The 15325-nt window shown below is 63.0% G+C and carries 17 protein-coding genes and 1 tRNA gene; 14 read left to right on the forward strand and 4 right to left on the reverse strand.

Annotation, left to right across the window (positions count from 1 at the left end; genetic code table 11):
- The first annotated feature begins 57 nt into the window (after positions 1–57).
- Complete coding sequence (locus AAXE93_RS05675) at positions 58–363, forward strand: TIGR03894 family protein (RefSeq protein ID WP_115009834.1); 306 nt, start codon at positions 58–60, stop codon at positions 361–363.
- A 574-nt stretch (positions 364–937) separates the two neighbouring features.
- Positions 938–1102, forward strand: coding sequence for a hypothetical protein (locus AAXE93_RS05680; protein ID WP_390128935.1), 165 nt, complete (start codon positions 938–940; stop codon positions 1100–1102).
- Positions 1103–1145: 43 nt separating this feature from the next.
- Here the strand turns inward: AAXE93_RS05680 and AAXE93_RS05685 are convergent.
- Positions 1146–1217 (reverse strand) — tRNA-Val (locus AAXE93_RS05685).
- A gap of 58 nt (positions 1218–1275) precedes the next feature.
- Here AAXE93_RS05685 and AAXE93_RS05690 point away from each other — a divergent pair.
- The gene (locus tag AAXE93_RS05690) at positions 1276–1758 is read left to right on the forward strand and encodes a metal-binding protein (RefSeq protein ID WP_390128937.1); all 483 of its coding nucleotides are present in this window, start codon (positions 1276–1278) and stop codon (positions 1756–1758) included.
- Positions 1759–1791: 33 nt separating this feature from the next.
- Positions 1792–2625, forward strand: coding sequence for a nucleoside triphosphate pyrophosphohydrolase (gene mazG, locus AAXE93_RS05695; RefSeq protein WP_390128940.1), 834 nt, complete (start codon positions 1792–1794; stop codon positions 2623–2625).
- On the opposite strand, the gene arfB is transcribed toward mazG, so the two are convergent.
- The gene (arfB, locus tag AAXE93_RS05700; RefSeq protein WP_115009815.1) at positions 2622–3053 is read right to left on the reverse strand and encodes an alternative ribosome rescue aminoacyl-tRNA hydrolase ArfB; all 432 of its coding nucleotides are present in this window, start codon (positions 3051–3053) and stop codon (positions 2622–2624) included. The two genes, mazG and arfB, sit on opposite strands and share 4 nt — an antisense overlap.
- A gap of 269 nt (positions 3054–3322) precedes the next feature.
- On the opposite strand from arfB, the gene speE reads away from it, so the two are divergent.
- The gene (gene speE / locus AAXE93_RS05705) at positions 3323–4165 is read left to right on the forward strand and encodes a polyamine aminopropyltransferase (protein ID WP_390128943.1); all 843 of its coding nucleotides are present in this window, start codon (positions 3323–3325) and stop codon (positions 4163–4165) included.
- On the forward strand, positions 4162–5052 hold the full coding sequence (gene speB / locus AAXE93_RS05710; protein ID WP_250397156.1) for an agmatinase: 891 nt from the start codon (positions 4162–4164) through the stop codon (positions 5050–5052). Before speE ends, speB begins: the two co-directional genes overlap by 4 nt.
- On the opposite strand, the gene AAXE93_RS05715 is transcribed toward speB, so the two are convergent.
- Together AAXE93_RS05715 and AAXE93_RS05720 are read right to left on the reverse strand one after the other, a co-directional pair.
- Entirely contained in the window at positions 5046–5441 is a 396-nt protein-coding gene (locus tag AAXE93_RS05715) for a cyclic nucleotide-binding domain-containing protein (RefSeq protein WP_390128946.1), read from the reverse strand. The two genes, speB and AAXE93_RS05715, sit on opposite strands and share 7 nt — an antisense overlap.
- Positions 5442–5525: 84 nt before the next feature.
- A complete protein-coding gene (locus tag AAXE93_RS05720) occupies positions 5526–5738 on the reverse strand; it encodes a hypothetical protein (protein ID WP_115009811.1) in 213 nt (70 codons plus the stop codon).
- A 130-nt stretch (positions 5739–5868) separates the two neighbouring features.
- Here AAXE93_RS05720 and gcvT point away from each other — a divergent pair, with 130 nt between their 5' ends.
- The 8 genes from gcvT (at position 5869) to AAXE93_RS05760 (ending at position 15323) form a co-directional block, all read left to right on the forward strand.
- The gene (gene gcvT, locus AAXE93_RS05725; RefSeq protein WP_390128948.1) at positions 5869–6972 is read left to right on the forward strand and encodes a glycine cleavage system aminomethyltransferase GcvT; all 1104 of its coding nucleotides are present in this window, start codon (positions 5869–5871) and stop codon (positions 6970–6972) included.
- 49 nt (positions 6973–7021) lie between these two features.
- Complete coding sequence (aspS, locus tag AAXE93_RS05730) at positions 7022–8851, forward strand: aspartate--tRNA ligase (protein WP_390128950.1); 1830 nt, start codon at positions 7022–7024, stop codon at positions 8849–8851.
- A gap of 102 nt (positions 8852–8953) precedes the next feature.
- Complete coding sequence (locus tag AAXE93_RS05735) at positions 8954–10087, forward strand: RpoD/SigA family RNA polymerase sigma factor (RefSeq protein ID WP_390128952.1); 1134 nt, start codon at positions 8954–8956, stop codon at positions 10085–10087.
- A gap of 64 nt (positions 10088–10151) precedes the next feature.
- A complete protein-coding gene (locus tag AAXE93_RS05740; protein WP_115081305.1) occupies positions 10152–11801 on the forward strand; it encodes a CTP synthase in 1650 nt (549 codons plus the stop codon).
- A gap of 9 nt (positions 11802–11810) precedes the next feature.
- Entirely contained in the window at positions 11811–12428 is a 618-nt protein-coding gene (locus AAXE93_RS05745; protein ID WP_390128954.1) for a 7-carboxy-7-deazaguanine synthase QueE, read from the forward strand.
- A gap of 68 nt (positions 12429–12496) precedes the next feature.
- Complete coding sequence (locus AAXE93_RS05750; protein ID WP_390128956.1) at positions 12497–13351, forward strand: NAD(P)-dependent oxidoreductase; 855 nt, start codon at positions 12497–12499, stop codon at positions 13349–13351.
- A complete protein-coding gene (queC, locus tag AAXE93_RS05755) occupies positions 13348–14028 on the forward strand; it encodes a 7-cyano-7-deazaguanine synthase QueC (protein ID WP_390128958.1) in 681 nt (226 codons plus the stop codon). Before AAXE93_RS05750 ends, queC begins: the two co-directional genes overlap by 4 nt.
- Entirely contained in the window at positions 14025–15323 is a 1299-nt protein-coding gene (locus tag AAXE93_RS05760) for an anthranilate synthase component I family protein (protein ID WP_390128960.1), read from the forward strand. Before queC ends, AAXE93_RS05760 begins: the two co-directional genes overlap by 4 nt.
- Positions 15324–15325: the final 2 nt, after the last annotated feature.

A 15325-nucleotide genomic window follows, 5' to 3' on the forward strand; every position in this document is an offset into this window, starting at 1 on the left:
TTCGGAAGGGAGACCACCCCCCGATGACGAGAATGGTGTGATTCACGTTCGAATCGAATGGCTGCTGACAAGGAACTGCTGAAGGAAGTGGCCCTGGAGCTGTGGAACACCACCAAAAAACTCCGTCCCGGTCTGCCCAAAGCTCCTCGCGCCCAGCTGGTCTTAAAAGCTCTGCTCACCATCGGTGACATGAGCGATCAGCTGGAAGCCGCCATGGTGCTTGGGGTGATTGAGGCGCAGGAACCCGACGATGAGCCCGGGCAGGGAGAAGCGGCCGGCGAAGACAAGACGGTGTCTGAAACCGATGCCAAGACCGAGCGGGAGACCCCCAGGGTTGTGCGCAAGCGCTCCAGCAGCCGCTGATCAAGACCTCTAGATGACACTGGACACGCAGCCCATTCCCCCTTCAGAGGGTGCTGGATGGGCTGTCTTCCAAAAAGGACGCGGCGCAGTCTGAGTAACTTTTAAAGCCCCGCACCACAGCCCGAACCTTGACTCTGTTGATCGTCACCGCTGGTTTCATGGGTCTGCTTTGGCTCACGCAAAGCCTGATCAGACGTGGCATGGATGACGGCAGTAACAGCTGAGGCGGCCTTCATCCCACTGCTGGAAAGAAGACAATCAGCGGTGACTGGGCTCCCTTGAGGACTGCTCTGCTTCGGCTTTCAGAAAACGGCGATGCTGAGATGAGGCATAGCCGCTGAGGTCAATTCTGCTGGCATTGCTGCCAGCCTTTCGCCACTCCCTCGGGGGAGTGCTGGATCTTCGGTTCATGGGATCGAGTTATCGGTTCTCGCGCAGTGGGCCTTCAATCAGGCTCTTTGGCGTCGCTCCACCTTTGCACACCTACCCATCCGACGCACCGAACGGATGAGTAATTGCAGCTACGGCGAGCCATTCGAATCGGACCGATACTCCGCCCAACAGCAAACGGCTTGTGACCCCTGAAGAGCAGTACGTGCAATGCATGGACGCTGCCTACGCCGCTGCTGACAAGGAGACCTGCCTGAAAATGATGCGAAGGGCAGAAGGCGTCCTGCGCGGTGAATTCAGCGCCCAGCCAACAGGCGATGGCCCTGGAGAGCGAGCGTTGGCGAGCTGAAGCAAAAAACCAACGAAACCCAGTGCAGCACTGCGTTTTGAGATGGGCGATACTGGGATCGAACCAGTGACAATCTCCTTGTAAGGGAGGTGCTCTACCGCTGAGCTAATCGCCCCACCGGGCAGATTCTGCCCTAACGCGTCAGCTTGGGGACGCACAGTAGCTCCGAAGGCTTGGCAACGGGTCAGCGCCACGACCAGAGCATCTGGGTTCTGAGCCTCCCGCTCGGGATCGCTGTGGGCTTGGTGCTGGGCATCAAGGCTGCACTGATCGCATCAGCAAGCTGTTGGGCCGGTGGCTTGTGGCTGTCCCCTGACCTGGACACCCGCTCCAATGCGCTGCAGCGGTGGGGAGCCCTCGGCTTTCTCTGGTGGCCCTACCGCCTGCTGGTTCCCCATCGCTCGCTCTGGTCCCATGGCCCGCTGCTGGGAACAACCGCGCGCCTGGCGGTGCTGCTCACCTGGTGCCTGATCGTGACCATGGCGGTTCCAGCACTCTCACCAGCGGTGCTGCTGACAACGCTCCAGCAACTGATGCGTCAGCACCCACGGGAGTTCATCGCCCTGCTTGTGGGCTTGGAGGGCAGTGCCTGGATCCACCTGATCCTCGATGGCGACCCCTGGCCCCATGAATGGTCGAAGAAACGACAGCGATGAGAAGGTGGGCGTTGCCCCAGTTGTTGCCACGGCATGGCCAACGCTCCTTCTGACGCCATCCAGCGACTGATCGATGTTGTGGCACAACTCAGGGATCCAGCAACGGGCTGTCCCTGGGATCTGGAGCAGACCCATGCCTCGCTGGTGCCCTACGTGCTGGAAGAGGCCCACGAAGTGGCCGATGCGATCCGCCAGGGCAGCGATGCCCATATGAAGGAGGAGCTGGGGGATCTGCTGCTGCAGGTGGTGCTGCATGCCCAGATCGCTCGGGAGCAGCAGCGCTTTGATTTGGATGCGATTGCCGACGGCATCAGCGACAAACTGATCCGCCGTCACCCCCATGTGTTCGGCGATGCCGTCGCCAGCACCAGTGACGAGGTGCGACGCAGCTGGGAGGCCATCAAGCTCCAAGAGCAGGCCGAGGCCCTGGCGGGCTCCTCCAGCCCCCTCAGCGACCGGCTCAGAACCAAGGTGCGGGGCCTGCCGGCCCTGGCTGGGGCCATGACCATCTCCAAGAAAGCGGCCAAAGCCGGCTTCGAGTGGGATGACATGGCCGGCGTCTGGGAGAAGGTCCATGAGGAGCTGGACGAACTCAAGGAGGCGGTGGCCAGCGGCGACACAGGCCATGCCCAGGAGGAACTCGGCGATCTGCTGTTCACCCTGGTGAATGTGGCCCGTTGGTGCAGCATCGAACCCGAGGAGGGTCTCGCCGGCACGAATCAACGCTTCCTCGACCGCTTCTCCCGCGTTGAAGCTGCCCTGGAAGGGGATCTGCAGGGCCGCAGCATCAACGAATTGCAAGCCCTCTGGAAACAGGCCAAAGCGGCGATCCGAGCAGAACACTCGCCCACCTCAGGATCCGATTAGTCGTCCAGGGAGGGACGACTGCGCCGTTGACGCTTGAGGTCACCACGCTTTTTCTTCGTGTCCAAGCGCCGCTTCACGGCACCACGACCCGGCCGGGTGGCCTTTCGGGCACGCGGTGCTGGCTGCAAGCCCTCCCGCAGCAGCTCCCCCATGCGATGCAGAGCCTTCTGTCGGTTCTGCCATTGGGAGCGTTCTTCTGCGACCACAACCCGTAGGCAGCCCTCCACCAAACGGGTCTGGAAGTGCTCCAGCAATCGGGCGCGGCGAAATGGACCCAGACAGGAACAGTTCGCTAGATCCAGAAGCAATTCCACACGGGAATCGGTGGTGTTGACCCCCTGCCCGCCGGGGCCGGATGAGCGGCTGAACCGCCAGCGCAGCTCCCTGGACGGAATGGTCAACCGCTCGTTCACCACCAGGTCTTGCACCAGCCATCTCCTGGCTCAAGAACAACAGGATGTTCCCACCAGGTTGATGCTTCGAAGAGGGAGCACCTGCACCAACCCTGACCCCTACCGATAAAACGAAAGCCTTGATCTGACGAAAAAGGCTTTGGAGCTGCCCTCTTCGACAGCAGCTCCCCTATCAAGCACATTTGACCTCCACATCTTGCGTTCGTCAATCCCAAGAGCACTACATCTGGTGTTTTGGAACAGCCCCACCGGGTCCTTAGCTGGAGAGATGCCCACCGCAGCCTATGAGCAGCTGGATTGACGAAGAACACCGCGGCGTCCGCTATGGATTGAAGGGAGAGGTGCTGGTCGAGGAGACCAGTCCGTTCCAGCGGATCAGCGTGATTCGCAGTGAGCGCTACGGGCGGGGGCTACTCCTGGATGGCTGTTGGATGACAGCGGAACAGCAGGAACGCCACTACCACGAGGCCTTGGTGCACCCAGCCCTATGCAGCGCCAGCTCGATCGAGCGGATTCTGGTGATCGGAGGCGGGGACGGCGGCACCGCGCGGGAATGCCTGCGCCACCCAGGCGTCCAGCGGCTGGACATGGTGGAGATTGACGGGCGTGTGGTGGAACTCAGCCGGGAACACCTTCCCGACATCGGCGGATCCGCCTGGTCTGATCCGCGGTTCCAGCTCACGGTGGGCGATGGCATCGCCTGGGCCGCTGAGGCTGAGGGCCAGAGCTATGACGTTGTCTTGGTGGATGGCTCTGATCCCGCCGGACCCGCCGAAGGCCTGTTCAACCGCGCCTTCTTTGAAAACTGCCGACGGCTGCTGAAGCCCGGGGGCGTGTTCGGCACGCAGAGCGAATCTCCGGAAGCCTTCCGCGATGTCCACATCGCCATGGTGCGCCTGTTACGCGAGGTGTTTGACCATGCCGACCCGCTCTATGGCTGGGTGCCGATGTACCCCAGCGGCTGGTGGAGCTGGACCTTCGCTGCGATGGCAACACCCCGTTACCGCACTCCAGACCCAGAGCGCAGCGAGGCCATCGCCGCAGGCTGCGAGATCTGGTCCCCGCGTTGGCAGAGAGGTGCCATGGACGCCATTCCGGCCTTCGTCGAACGGGAGCTGCAGCCATGACCGCACAACCGCCGAGTGGGCTTTTCGACAGTTTGTTTGACAGCGACGGAACCATTTTCATGGGATCCCGTCGCAACCCTGCCGACTGCCGCGTTGGTCTGTTTGGTGTGCCGTATGACGGCACCACCTCCTTTCGCCCTGGCACCCGCTTCGGCCCCGCCGCCATCCGAGAGGTGAGCGCTGGCCTGGAGACCTATTGCCCGCAACTCAACCTGGATCTGGAGGATCTCGACTTTGCGGATCTTGGTGCCGTTGAGATTCCCTTCGGCAACCCTGAGCCCGTTCTCACCAAGGTGAAGCAAGCAACCGAAGCCGTGCTCAGCCTGGGGCTCAGGCCCCTGATGCTGGGCGGGGAGCATTCGATCAGCTCAGGTGCCGTGGAGGCTGTGGCACAACGCCACCCCGACCTGGTGCTGGTGCAGCTGGATGCCCATGCCGACCTCAGGGACAGCTGGCTGGGGGCCCGCCACAGCCATGCCTGCGCCATGCGCCGCTGCTTGGAGGTTCTTCCCAGCCAGACGCTGTTTCAACTCGCGATCCGGAGTGGCACGCGGGAGGAATTCAGCGAACTGCACGAGAGCGGCCGGCTGATGCCCAGCGTCGACGCCCTTCAACAAGCCCTCGCTCCCTTGCAGGGGAAACCCATCTATCTCACCGTCGATCTGGACTGGTTTGACCCCGCCGTTCTGCCTGGAACCGGCACACCGGAACCCGGTGGTTACAACTGGTCTGACTTCGCCAGCCTGATCGGGGTGCTTCGAGAGCATCACCTGGTGGCGGCCGATGTAGTGGAACTGGCCCCACAACTCGACACCAGTGGCATCAGCTCCGTGCTGGCCGCCAAGGTGACCCGCAGCCTGCTGCTGCTCCTGGGTGGCAATCAATAGAAGTGACGGGCATCAGCCCGCTGCTGCCGCAAACGGCTGTGCTGCTTGCTGAGCAATTGCAGCACCAGCGTTGGGTGCCGATGGATGAGCGCCCAAAAATTTGAGCGGCTCAGGCGGAACAACGAAACAGGCGTCACCGCTGTGGCATCACGGCTGTGACACTCGGCGCCATCCACCAGATCCTCATAGAAAAACAATTCACCGGAACCAAAGCGAATGCGGTTCAACGGACCACTGCTCAGTTCCATCCATCCCCGTTCAATCACATGGATGAACTGCACAGGCTCACCGGCACTGAAAACAGTTGCGCCGGTGGGAAGGGTCAGGCGATCCACCTCAGGCTGTTCCTGGATCAGTTCCAGAGGAGTCAGCGGAGCTGAGGCGGACAAGGCAATAACGGGGGTTGGCTGCAGTATCCCGCGTTCATCCGGTGGAGGCCATCAGCAATGGCGGAGACGTGGATGGATCCAGGCTCACGTCAAGCTGCGATCCAGCTCCAGCTGACGCTCTCCAACACCGCTGCTCTGCAGAGCCGGAAGCTTGGGGGAACGGGGGGTCCAGTGGTGACAGACCATCAGATCTGCAATCTCGGCATGCACCTCCAACCGGCGCAGACGGCACCACCCCTTCGCACCTGCCGGCAGGGTGCAGTACTGACAACTGCGACAGCAGGAGCTGGCGGCCAAACAAGCGCTCCGAAAACGCGCTCAAGCTAGTGACGGTCTGCGAAACGGACCATGGACAGGGGCAAATTTCCGGGTTCCCTTCCGGATCGTGAAGCCCTCCATAAGAATGCGCTTCTCATCGGCCGCCCCCATGTCCCTGCAGCGCACTCCCCTGTTCGAGTCCTGCCGCAGCGCCGGGGGCCGCATGGTGCCGTTTGCAGGCTGGGAGATGCCGGTTCAGTTCAGCGGCCTGATCCAGGAGCACAAGGCCGTTCGCGAACGGGTCGGCATGTTCGATATTTCCCACATGGGAGTGCTGCGCCTCGAAGGTGCCAATCCCAAGGATGCGCTGCAACGGCTGATCCCCAGCGACCTGCACCGCATCGGTCCCGGCGAAGCCTGCTACTCGGTTCTGCTGAACGAGCGCGGCGGCATTCGCGACGACCTCATCGTTTACGACTGCGGTGCCATTGATGCCGAACGGGGTGCGCTGGTGCTGGTAATCAATGCCGCCTGCGCCGACAGCGACACCGCCTGGCTCCGTGAACAGATGGAGCCCGCTGGCCTGACGGTGACCGACATCAAAAAGGACGGAGTGCTGCTCGCTCTGCAGGGCCCTGAGGCCATGGGTTTGCTGCAGGAGCTGAGCGGCGAAGACCTCAGCGGCTTGCCCCGCTTCGGCCACCGGATGCTCAACCTCAAGGGCCTGAGCCAACCGGTCTTCAGTGCTCGCACGGGCTACACCGGCGAAGACGGTGCCGAGCTGCTGCTCAACGCCGACGACGGACAGAAGCTCTGGCAGCTTTTGCTCGATCGCAGTGTCACGCCCTGCGGCCTGGGGGCACGGGACACCTTGCGGCTGGAGGCCGCCATGCACCTCTACAGCCAAGACATGAACGACAAAACCAACCCCTTTGAGGCCGGGTTGGGTTGGCTCGTGCACCTGGAAATGCCCGTGGATTTTGTGGGCCGACAGGCGCTGGAGCAGGCGGCGGAATCCGGCCCGGCCAAACGCCTGGTGGGGCTCAAGCTGCAGGGTCGTGCCATCGCCCGCCACGACTACCCCGTGATGCACAACGGAGAGACCGTGGGCATCGTCACCAGCGGCACCTGGTCACCCACCTTGGAAGAAGCGATCGCCCTGGCCTACGTGCCGCCGTCCCTCGCCAAGCTCGGCACCGAACTGAGCGTTGAGATCCGCGGCAAGGCCCAGCCGGCAACGGTCGTTCGCAAGCCCTTCTACAAACGCGCCTGACGCTCACCGCTGCTGTGGGAAACTCGCTCTTCTCCAGTTGAGACATCCCATGCGCAGCAACGGTTGCGGCGACCTGCGCGAACAGAACATTGATCAGCAGGTGCAACTGTGCGGCTGGGTGGATCGACGCCGTGATCACGGCGGGGTGATTTTTATCGACCTGCGGGACCGCAGCGGCACGGTGCAGATCACGGTGGACCCAGATCTGGGCGCCGACGCCTTCGCCGTCGCCGAGCATCTGCGCAGCGAAACCGTGCTGCAGGTTGAAGGGAAAGTCCGGGCCCGGCCCGGCGACTCCCTGAACGACAAACTGGCGACGGGAGCCGTGGAAGTGCTCGCCAGCGGCATCACCGTGCTGAACAGCGTGAAAGGCAACCTGCCCTTCCCCGTGTCGGTGCACGACGAGGAGAACACCCGCGAAGAACTGCGGCTGCGCCACCGCTATCTGGATCTGCGCCGCAAGCGCATGAACGACAACCTGCGGCTGCGGGCCCAGACCATCCAGGCCGCCCGTCGCTTCCTGGAAGACGCCGGTTTCATCGAGGTGGAGACCCCGGTGCTGACCCGCTCCACGCCGGAAGGCGCCCGCGATTACGTGCTGCCCAGCCGGGTCTGCGGCGGCGAATGGTTCGCCCTGCCCCAGTCCCCCCAGTTGTTCAAGCAGCTGCTGATGGTGGGCGGCATCGAGCGGTACTACCAGGTGGCCCGCTGTTTCCGCGACGAAGACCTGCGGGCCGACCGCCAGCCGGAATTCACCCAGCTGGACATCGAGATGAGCTTCATGGATCAGGAGCAGATCCTGGAGCTGAACGAATCACTGATCTGCGCCATCTGGAAGGCCGTGAAGGGCATCGAACTGCCGCGGCCCTTCCCACGCATGACCTGGCATGACGCCATGGAGCGCTATGGCACCGACCGACCCGACACCCGCTACGGCATGGAGCTCACCAACGTGAGCGACATCGTGAAGGACATGGGCTTCAAGGTGTTCAGTGGCGCCGTGAAGTCCGGCGGCGCTGTGAAGTGCATCGCGGTGCCCGGCGGCAACGATGCGGTGAGCAACGTGCGGATCAAGCCGGGTGGTGATGTGTTCAGCGAGGCACAGAAAGCTGGTGCCGGTGGCTTGGCCTTCATCCGGGTGCGCGACGGCGGTGAGATCGACACGATCGGCGCCATCAAGGACAACCTCAGCGATGAGCAGAAGCAGGAGCTGCTCAGCCGCACCGGCGCGGAACCCGGCACCCTGCTGCTGTTCGGTGCAGGCGACACCGCCACGGTGAACAAGGCCCTCGACAGGGTGCGCCAGTACCTGGCCAAGGAGCTGGGCATGGTGAAGGCCGACCGGGACAACGACCAGTGGAACTTCCTCTGGGTGGTGGACTTCCCGATGTTCGAGTTCAACAGCGACGAGAACCGTTACGAGGCCCTGCACCACCCCTTCTGCGCGCCCAATGCGGAGGATCTCGGCAGCGATGCATCGAAGTGGGCCGAAACCCTGCCCGGAGCCCGGGCCCAGGCTTACGACCTTGTGCTCAATGGCCTTGAGCTCGGCGGCGGCTCCCTGCGCATCCATGACTCCGCCCTGCAGCGCCAGGTGTTGCAGACGGTTGGATTGCCTCTCGAGGAGGCCCAGGAGCAGTTCGGCTTCCTGATGGACGCTCTTGATGTGGGCGCACCGCCCCACGGCGGCCTGGCCTTCGGCGTGGACCGGATGGTGATGCTGCTGGCCGGCGAGGAGTCGATCCGCGACACCATTGCCTTCCCCAAGACCCAACAGGCCCGCTGCCTGATGACCAGTGCCCCAGGGGGCGTTGCCGACAAGCAGCTGGAGGAACTGCATGTGGCCAGCACTTGGGTTGAGCCCGACCAGGAAGACTGAAGGCGGCTACTTGGCCGAGCAGATCCCGAAGGGAATCAGCGCATTTGTCGCACCGCGGCCAACGGCGAGGAACCCTGAAGTTGGACTTCACAAGGCCAGCTTTTGCCCAGCAAGCCCCGACGGACTGGGGGGACCCGTGAGCGCCGCAGCAGCGGCACAACGGATCTGCTGCGGCTTTATCTCCAGGACATCGGCCGGGTCGACCTGCTCACCAATGAGGAGGAGGTCACCCTGGCCCGCCTGGTGCAGCGCCGCGAAGCACTGCTGCTCCAGCAACGGGAGCTGGCTAAGAGCGATGCCGCCATCGGTGAACTGCACCGTCTCGAAGAACTGCAACGCCGGGAAGCCAACCAGCACAGCCACTGGCCAACCAAGCAGGAATGGGCCCGGGCGGCAGGACTGCCCTTGCCCGAGTTGCAGCAGCGGATTGACCTGGGCTATCAGGCCTGGGCTGAGCAAGCCCAGCTGGAGGCAAAAGATCTGAAGCTGGCCCTCCGCAACGGGCGGCGAGCCAAAGACCACATGATTCAGGCCAACCTGCGCCTGGTGGTGGCGGTGGCCAAGAAGTACCAGCAGCGGGGCATGGAAATCCTGGATCTGGTCCAGGAGGGAACGCTCGGGCTGGAACGGGCCGTGGAAAAGTTTGATCCCACCCGCGGTTTCCGCTTCAGCACCTACGCCTACTGGTGGATCCGCCAGGGCATCACCCGGGCCATCGCCACCCAGAGCCGCACGATCCGGTTGCCCGTTCACGTCACCGAAAAACTGAACCGGATCAAACGGGTCCAGCAGGAGATTGCAAGCAACGAAGGACGCATTGCCTCGATCGCGGATCTGGCACGCGAATTGGGCATCAGTGAAGACACCGTGCGCCAGACCCTGGCCCGGGTGCCCCGCTCAGTGTCTCTGGACACCCGTGTCGGCCGCGAACAGGACACCCAGCTCGGAGATCTGATCGAGGATGGCCATGCCACCCCGGAGCAGACCCTCACCCACGACGAACTCCACAACGATCTGGAGGATCTCCTGGATGAACTCACCAGTCGGGAGGCCGCTGTCCTGCGCCGGCGCTTCGGATTGGAGGACGACACGCCCCAGACCCTGGCCCAGATCGGGGAAGAACTGAAACTCTCAAGGGAGCGCGTTCGTCAGATCGAAACCCGCGCCCTGCTCAAACTGCGGCAACCCCAACGACGCAGCAAAGTCCGGGATTACATCCAGGGCCTGGATTCCTAAAACGCCGGTTCCCCCTGGAGCCGATGACCGACGCCAGCTAATTTGAAGAGTCGCCCGGCAGGTCATGGCCAAATTCGTCTTCATCACCGGTGGTGTGGTGTCCAGCATTGGCAAGGGAATCGTGGCGGCGAGCCTCGGCCGGTTGCTGAAGTCGCGGGGCTACAACGTTTCGATTCTCAAGCTGGATCCCTACCTGAATGTGGATCCCGGGACGATGAGCCCGTTCCAGCATGGTGAGGTCTTCGTCACGGAAGACGGCGCCGAAACCGATCTTGACCTGGGCCATTACGAACGCTTCACCGACACGGCGATGTCACGCCTGAACAGCGTGACCACCGGCTCGATCTACCAATCGGTGATCAACAAGGAGCGCCGCGGCGACTACAACGGCGGCACCGTTCAGGTGATTCCCCACATCACCGGCGAAATCCGCGAGCGCATCCACCGGGTTGCCTCCAATAGCAATGCCGATGTGGTGATCACGGAAATCGGCGGCACCGTGGGTGATATCGAATCACTGCCCTTCCTCGAAGCCATCCGTGAATTCCGGGAGGACGTGGGTCGCAACGACCTGGCCTACATCCACGTCACCCTGCTGCCCTTCATCGGCACCTCCGGCGAACTCAAAACCAAGCCCACACAACACTCGGTCAAGGAACTGCGTTCGATCGGCATCCAGCCGGATGTGCTCGTCTGCCGCAGTGATCGCGACATCAGCGACGATCTCAAGCGGAAAATCGGCGGCTTCTGCGGGGTGCCCACCCGCGCCGTGATTCCCTCTCTGGATGCCGACAGCATCTATGCCGTGCCGCTGATCCTTGAGCAGGAGGGTCTGTGCCGTGAAGTGCTGGACGTGCTGAACCTGACCGACCATGACAGCGACATGGCGGCATGGGAACAACTGGTCAACAAGCTGCGCAATCCCGGCCCATCGGTGAAGGTTGCCCTGGTGGGCAAGTACGTGCAGCTGAACGACGCCTATCTCTCCGTCGTCGAAGCGCTGCAGCATGCCTGCATTGCCCAGGATGCCTCCCTCGACCTGCACTGGGTCTGCGCCGAACAGATTGAAGCGGACGGCGCCGATGCACTCCTGCGCGGAATGGACGCCGTCGTCGTGCCCGGTGGCTTCGGCAACCGTGGGGTGGATGGAAAGATTGCAGCGATTCGCTGGGCTCGGGAACAACGGGTGCCCTTCCTTGGGCTCTGTCTTGGGATGCAAACCGCTGTGATCGAGTGGGCTCGCAACCAGGCCGGCCTCACCGAGGCCACCAGTGCTGAATTAAACGAGAACACGCCCCATCCCGTGATTCACCTGCTGCCGGAACAGCAGGACGTGGTTGACCTCGGCGGCACGATGCGCCTGGGGGTCTACCCCTGCAGGATTGCGCCGGGAACCCTCGCCCAGAGGCTTTACGGGGACGAGGTGGTCTACGAACGCCACCGCCACCGCTACGAATTCAACAACTCCTATCGCAATCTTTTCCTGGAATCCGGATATGTGGTGAGCGGCACGTCCCCGGACGGACGCCTGGTGGAGTTGATCGAACTGAAAGGGCATCCGTTCTTCACCGCCTGCCAGTACCACCCCGAATTCCTCTCCCGGCCTGGACAACCCCATCCGTTGTTCCGGGGATTGATCGAAGCAGCCCAACAACGCCTTCCGGATTCACCGGCTCAGGCCCTGCGTCAACAGGGGGACATTGCGATCCCATGAACCGCGTCGATGGCTGACTCCCGGCGTCTCCCGGTGGTGGAAACATTCCATTCCCTGCAGGGAGAGGGCCACCATGCCGGACGCAGTGCATTTTTCATTCGGCTCGCCGGCTGCACCGTGGGCTGTCCGTGGTGCGACACCAAGCACTCATGGCCGGACCAAGGGCACCCTGAGCAACCCATCAATGCCTTGGCTGATGCCGCCCAGATGGCAGCTGAAGCCGGAGCCAGCTTCGTTGTGATCACCGGTGGAGAACCGCTGCATCACGATCTGCAGCCCCTCACCCAGGCCCTCGATGCGCGATGCGGTCTCCCCCTGCATCTGGAAACCAGCGGGGTGGATCCACTCAGCGGACGCTTCGATTGGATCACCCTCTCGCCAAAACGCCACCGCCCCCCACGGCAAGAGCTTTTGCAGGCCTGCCATGAGCTGAAGGTTGTGGTGCATGGCCCGGAAGACATCAGCTTCGCTGCAGCCATGGCGTGCAAGTGCGAGGACGACACAAAGCGGCTGCTGCAGCCGGGCTGGGAGAGCAGCATCGGAGAAGCCCTGGCTGTGGAGCATGTGCGTCAACACGCCCAATGGCGCCTCAGCCTGCAAAGCCACAAATGGCTTGGAATCCGCTGAAGGAGGCCGTTGAGTGCAGGGTCTGCTCCACTACGTTGAGGTTGAACAGAATTTGATCACCTGAGCCCATGACCTCAGTGGCCGTGCTGGGCACAGGCCTCCTTGGAACGGCGATCGCAACGCGATTGCTGGAGCAGGGTCTCAACGTCCACGTCTGGAATCGCGACCCCTCCCGCATCGTCTCCCTCGTGGAGAAGGGTGCAACAGCGATCGACGATCTGGGGCAAGCCGCGAAAAACAACAGCATCTTGATCACCGTTTTGCGTGACGGGGCAGCAACGGCATCCGTGATCGGCACGATTGGGGATCTGCAGAGCTCAACGGTGGTCCCGATGGGGACCATGGGAGTTGAGGAAAGTCGCAAGCTCGCCACACAGGTTGCGGACCAGGGAGGGCTGTATCTGGAAGCCCCGGTGCTCGGCAGCAAACCACAGGCGCTGAACGGATCGCTGCTGGTGATGGCCGGCGGCGAAGAGCAGGTCTTCGAAGCACAACGGCCACTCCTCTCTCATCTCTGCCAAGAGCCCCAGCTCGTGGGCCCCGTTGGCAGCGGCGCTGCCACCAAGCTGGCCCTCAATCAGTTGATCGCCAGCCTCACCCACAGCTTCTCCCTGTCCCTGCAACTGATTCAGCGGGCCGGCGTTCCTGTGGAAACGTTCATGGCCATCCTGCGGCCGTCTGCGCTCTACGCCCCCACCTTCGACAAGAAGCTGCAACGGATGCTGGATCACAGCTACGCCGATCCCAACTTCAGCACCGCCCTGCTGCGCAAAGACCTGCGCCTGTTCCTGGAGGAGGCGACAACAGCTGGGCTCCAGGATCAGGGGCTGAGCGGTTTGCTGTCCCTGCTTGAAAAAGCCAAGGGCACCGACCTAGATGAACAGGACTACTGCGCCCTGCACGAACTCACGGTTCTGAGATGAGTCAACGCACTGCCATCGCGCTTCTGTCGGGAGGTTTGGATTCCGCCACCGCTGCGGCCCTCGCCCTTGAGCAGGGCGACCGCGTCATCGGCCTGTCCTTTGACTATGGCCAGCGCCATCGCCGCGAATTGGACGCCGCCGCTGCCGTTGCTGAACAGCTTGGCTTGGCAGAGCATCACTGCATCAGCGTGAATCTGGCCAGCTGGGGGGGCTCAGCCCTCACCGACGCCAGCATCTCGATCCCCACCGATGGCGTGGAGGAAGGCCGCATTCCGCCCACCTACGTGCCTGGGCGTAACACCGTGTTCATCTCCATTGGCCTCAGCCTGGCGGAGGCTCGCGGAGCCGAGAGGTTGGTGCTGGGGGTGAATGCTGTCGATTACTCGGGGTATCCCGACTGCCGGCCCGACTACCTCAACGCTTTTCAGACCCTGGCCGACCTGGCCAGCAAAGCCGGTCGGGAGGGCCATGGCGCCCAACTCTGGGCACCGCTTGTGCAGTGGAGCAAGGTGCGCATCGTTGAGGAAGCCCTTCGCCTGGGTGTTCCGATTAATACAACCTGGAGTTGCTACAGCGGCGGCACGCACCCCTGCGGTGTCTGCGACAGCTGCCGCATCCGTGATGCAGCGCTCCGCGGGGCAGGCCGGCCTGACCTCTGCAGTTCAACAGCGGCATGATCCGCCCCCAACGGCTTGAACTGCCCTGGCAGGAGCCCCACGCGCTCGCGAACCAACTGGCCCATGCCTACGGCGAAGAAGGCCTGGTCTGGCTGGATGGCGACGGCAGCAACCTGGGCCGATGGGCCACCCTGGCGGTGGCACCCCAGGAGATCATCTGCTGCCGTGGCCTCCCTGGAGAGTCAGGAGCTGGCAATCCCTTCGAGGCACTGCGGGGGCTTGCCCCAGGGCATTGGTGCGGCTGGCTGAGCTATGAAGCCGCCGCCTGGGTGGAACCGGGAAACCCCTGGGCCAGCGATGGCATGGCCACGCTTTGGATCGCCCGCCACGATCCGGTGCTTCGCTTTGATCTGCAAAAGCGCAGGCTGTGGATCGAAGCCAGCAGCACGGCTGCTTTGGAACGCCTCACCCAACAGCTGGCCTCCAGCCCTGAGCCGCCCAAAGACGAGCCCCCATCGATTCCCCTTACGGCCTGGAGTCACCACACCACACCCGAGCAGTACGCCGCAGGAGTGCAGCGCATCCGTGAGCTGATCGCTGCAGGTGATCTCTTCCAAGCCAATCTCACGGCCTGTTGCAGCACAGCCTGGCCCCAGGGAGGCAGTGCCCTCGAGCTGTTTCTCACCCTGAGGCAGGCCTGTCCTGCCCCCTTTGCAGGGCTGATCATCAGCGACCAGAACGAGGCGTTGCTGTCATCGTCCCCAGAGCGTTTTCTGCAGGTGAGTGCTGATGGAGCCGTACAAACCCGGCCGATCAAAGGCACCAGGCCGCGCCATGGCGACCCCGAACAGGATGCAAATCTCGCCGCGGAACTCGTGTGCAGCGACAAGGACCGAGCCGAGAACGTGATGATCGTCGACCTGCTGCGTAACGACCTCGGTCGTGCCTGCCAGCCGGGTTCGATTCAGGTTCCCCAACTGGTGGGGCTCGAAAGTTATGCCTCCGTGCATCACCTCACCTCAGTCGTGGAGGGACAACTTCAGGCCGGATTGAGCTGGGTCGATCTTCTGGAAGCCAGTTGGCCTGGGGGGTCGATCAGCGGGGCGCCGAAACTGCGGGCCTGCCAACGTCTGCATGAGCTCGAGCCCACCAGCCGAGGGCCTTACTGCGGATCACTGCTGCGGGTCGACTGGGACGGCAGCTTCGACAGCAACATCTTGATCCGATCCTTACTTCGCCAAGGCGACACCCTGCGGGCCCATGCCGGCTGCGGAATCGTCGCCGACTCGGATCCCCTTGGCGAAGCAGAGGAGTTGATGTGGAAACTGCAGCCCTTGCTGGAGGCGCTGACATGACC

The sequence above is a fragment of the Synechococcus sp. HIMB2401 genome, assembly GCF_042883245.1.
In the GTDB taxonomy this organism is placed as follows: domain Bacteria; phylum Cyanobacteriota; class Cyanobacteriia; order PCC-6307; family Cyanobiaceae; genus Parasynechococcus.

Excerpts from the sequence above, each read along its gene's own strand:
- AAXE93_RS05675 (WP_115009834.1), top strand. The coding sequence starts at position 58 with ATGGCTGCTGACAAGGAACTGCTGAAGGAAGTGGCCCTGGAGCTGTGG.
- mazG (WP_390128940.1), top strand. The coding sequence starts at position 1,792 with ATGGCCAACGCTCCTTCTGACGCCATCCAGCGACTGATCGATGTTGTG.
- speE (WP_390128943.1), top strand. The coding sequence starts at position 3,323 with ATGAGCAGCTGGATTGACGAAGAACACCGCGGCGTCCGCTATGGATTG.
- speB (WP_250397156.1), top strand. The coding sequence starts at position 4,162 with ATGACCGCACAACCGCCGAGTGGGCTTTTCGACAGTTTGTTTGACAGC.
- gcvT (WP_390128948.1), top strand. The coding sequence starts at position 5,869 with ATGTCCCTGCAGCGCACTCCCCTGTTCGAGTCCTGCCGCAGCGCCGGG.
- aspS (WP_390128950.1), top strand. The coding sequence starts at position 7,022 with ATGCGCAGCAACGGTTGCGGCGACCTGCGCGAACAGAACATTGATCAG.
- AAXE93_RS05740 (WP_115081305.1), top strand. The coding sequence starts at position 10,152 with ATGGCCAAATTCGTCTTCATCACCGGTGGTGTGGTGTCCAGCATTGGC.
- AAXE93_RS05745 (WP_390128954.1), top strand. The coding sequence starts at position 11,811 with ATGGCTGACTCCCGGCGTCTCCCGGTGGTGGAAACATTCCATTCCCTG.
- AAXE93_RS05750 (WP_390128956.1), top strand. The coding sequence starts at position 12,497 with ATGACCTCAGTGGCCGTGCTGGGCACAGGCCTCCTTGGAACGGCGATC.
- queC (WP_390128958.1), top strand. The coding sequence starts at position 13,348 with ATGAGTCAACGCACTGCCATCGCGCTTCTGTCGGGAGGTTTGGATTCC.
- AAXE93_RS05760 (WP_390128960.1), top strand. The coding sequence starts at position 14,025 with ATGATCCGCCCCCAACGGCTTGAACTGCCCTGGCAGGAGCCCCACGCG.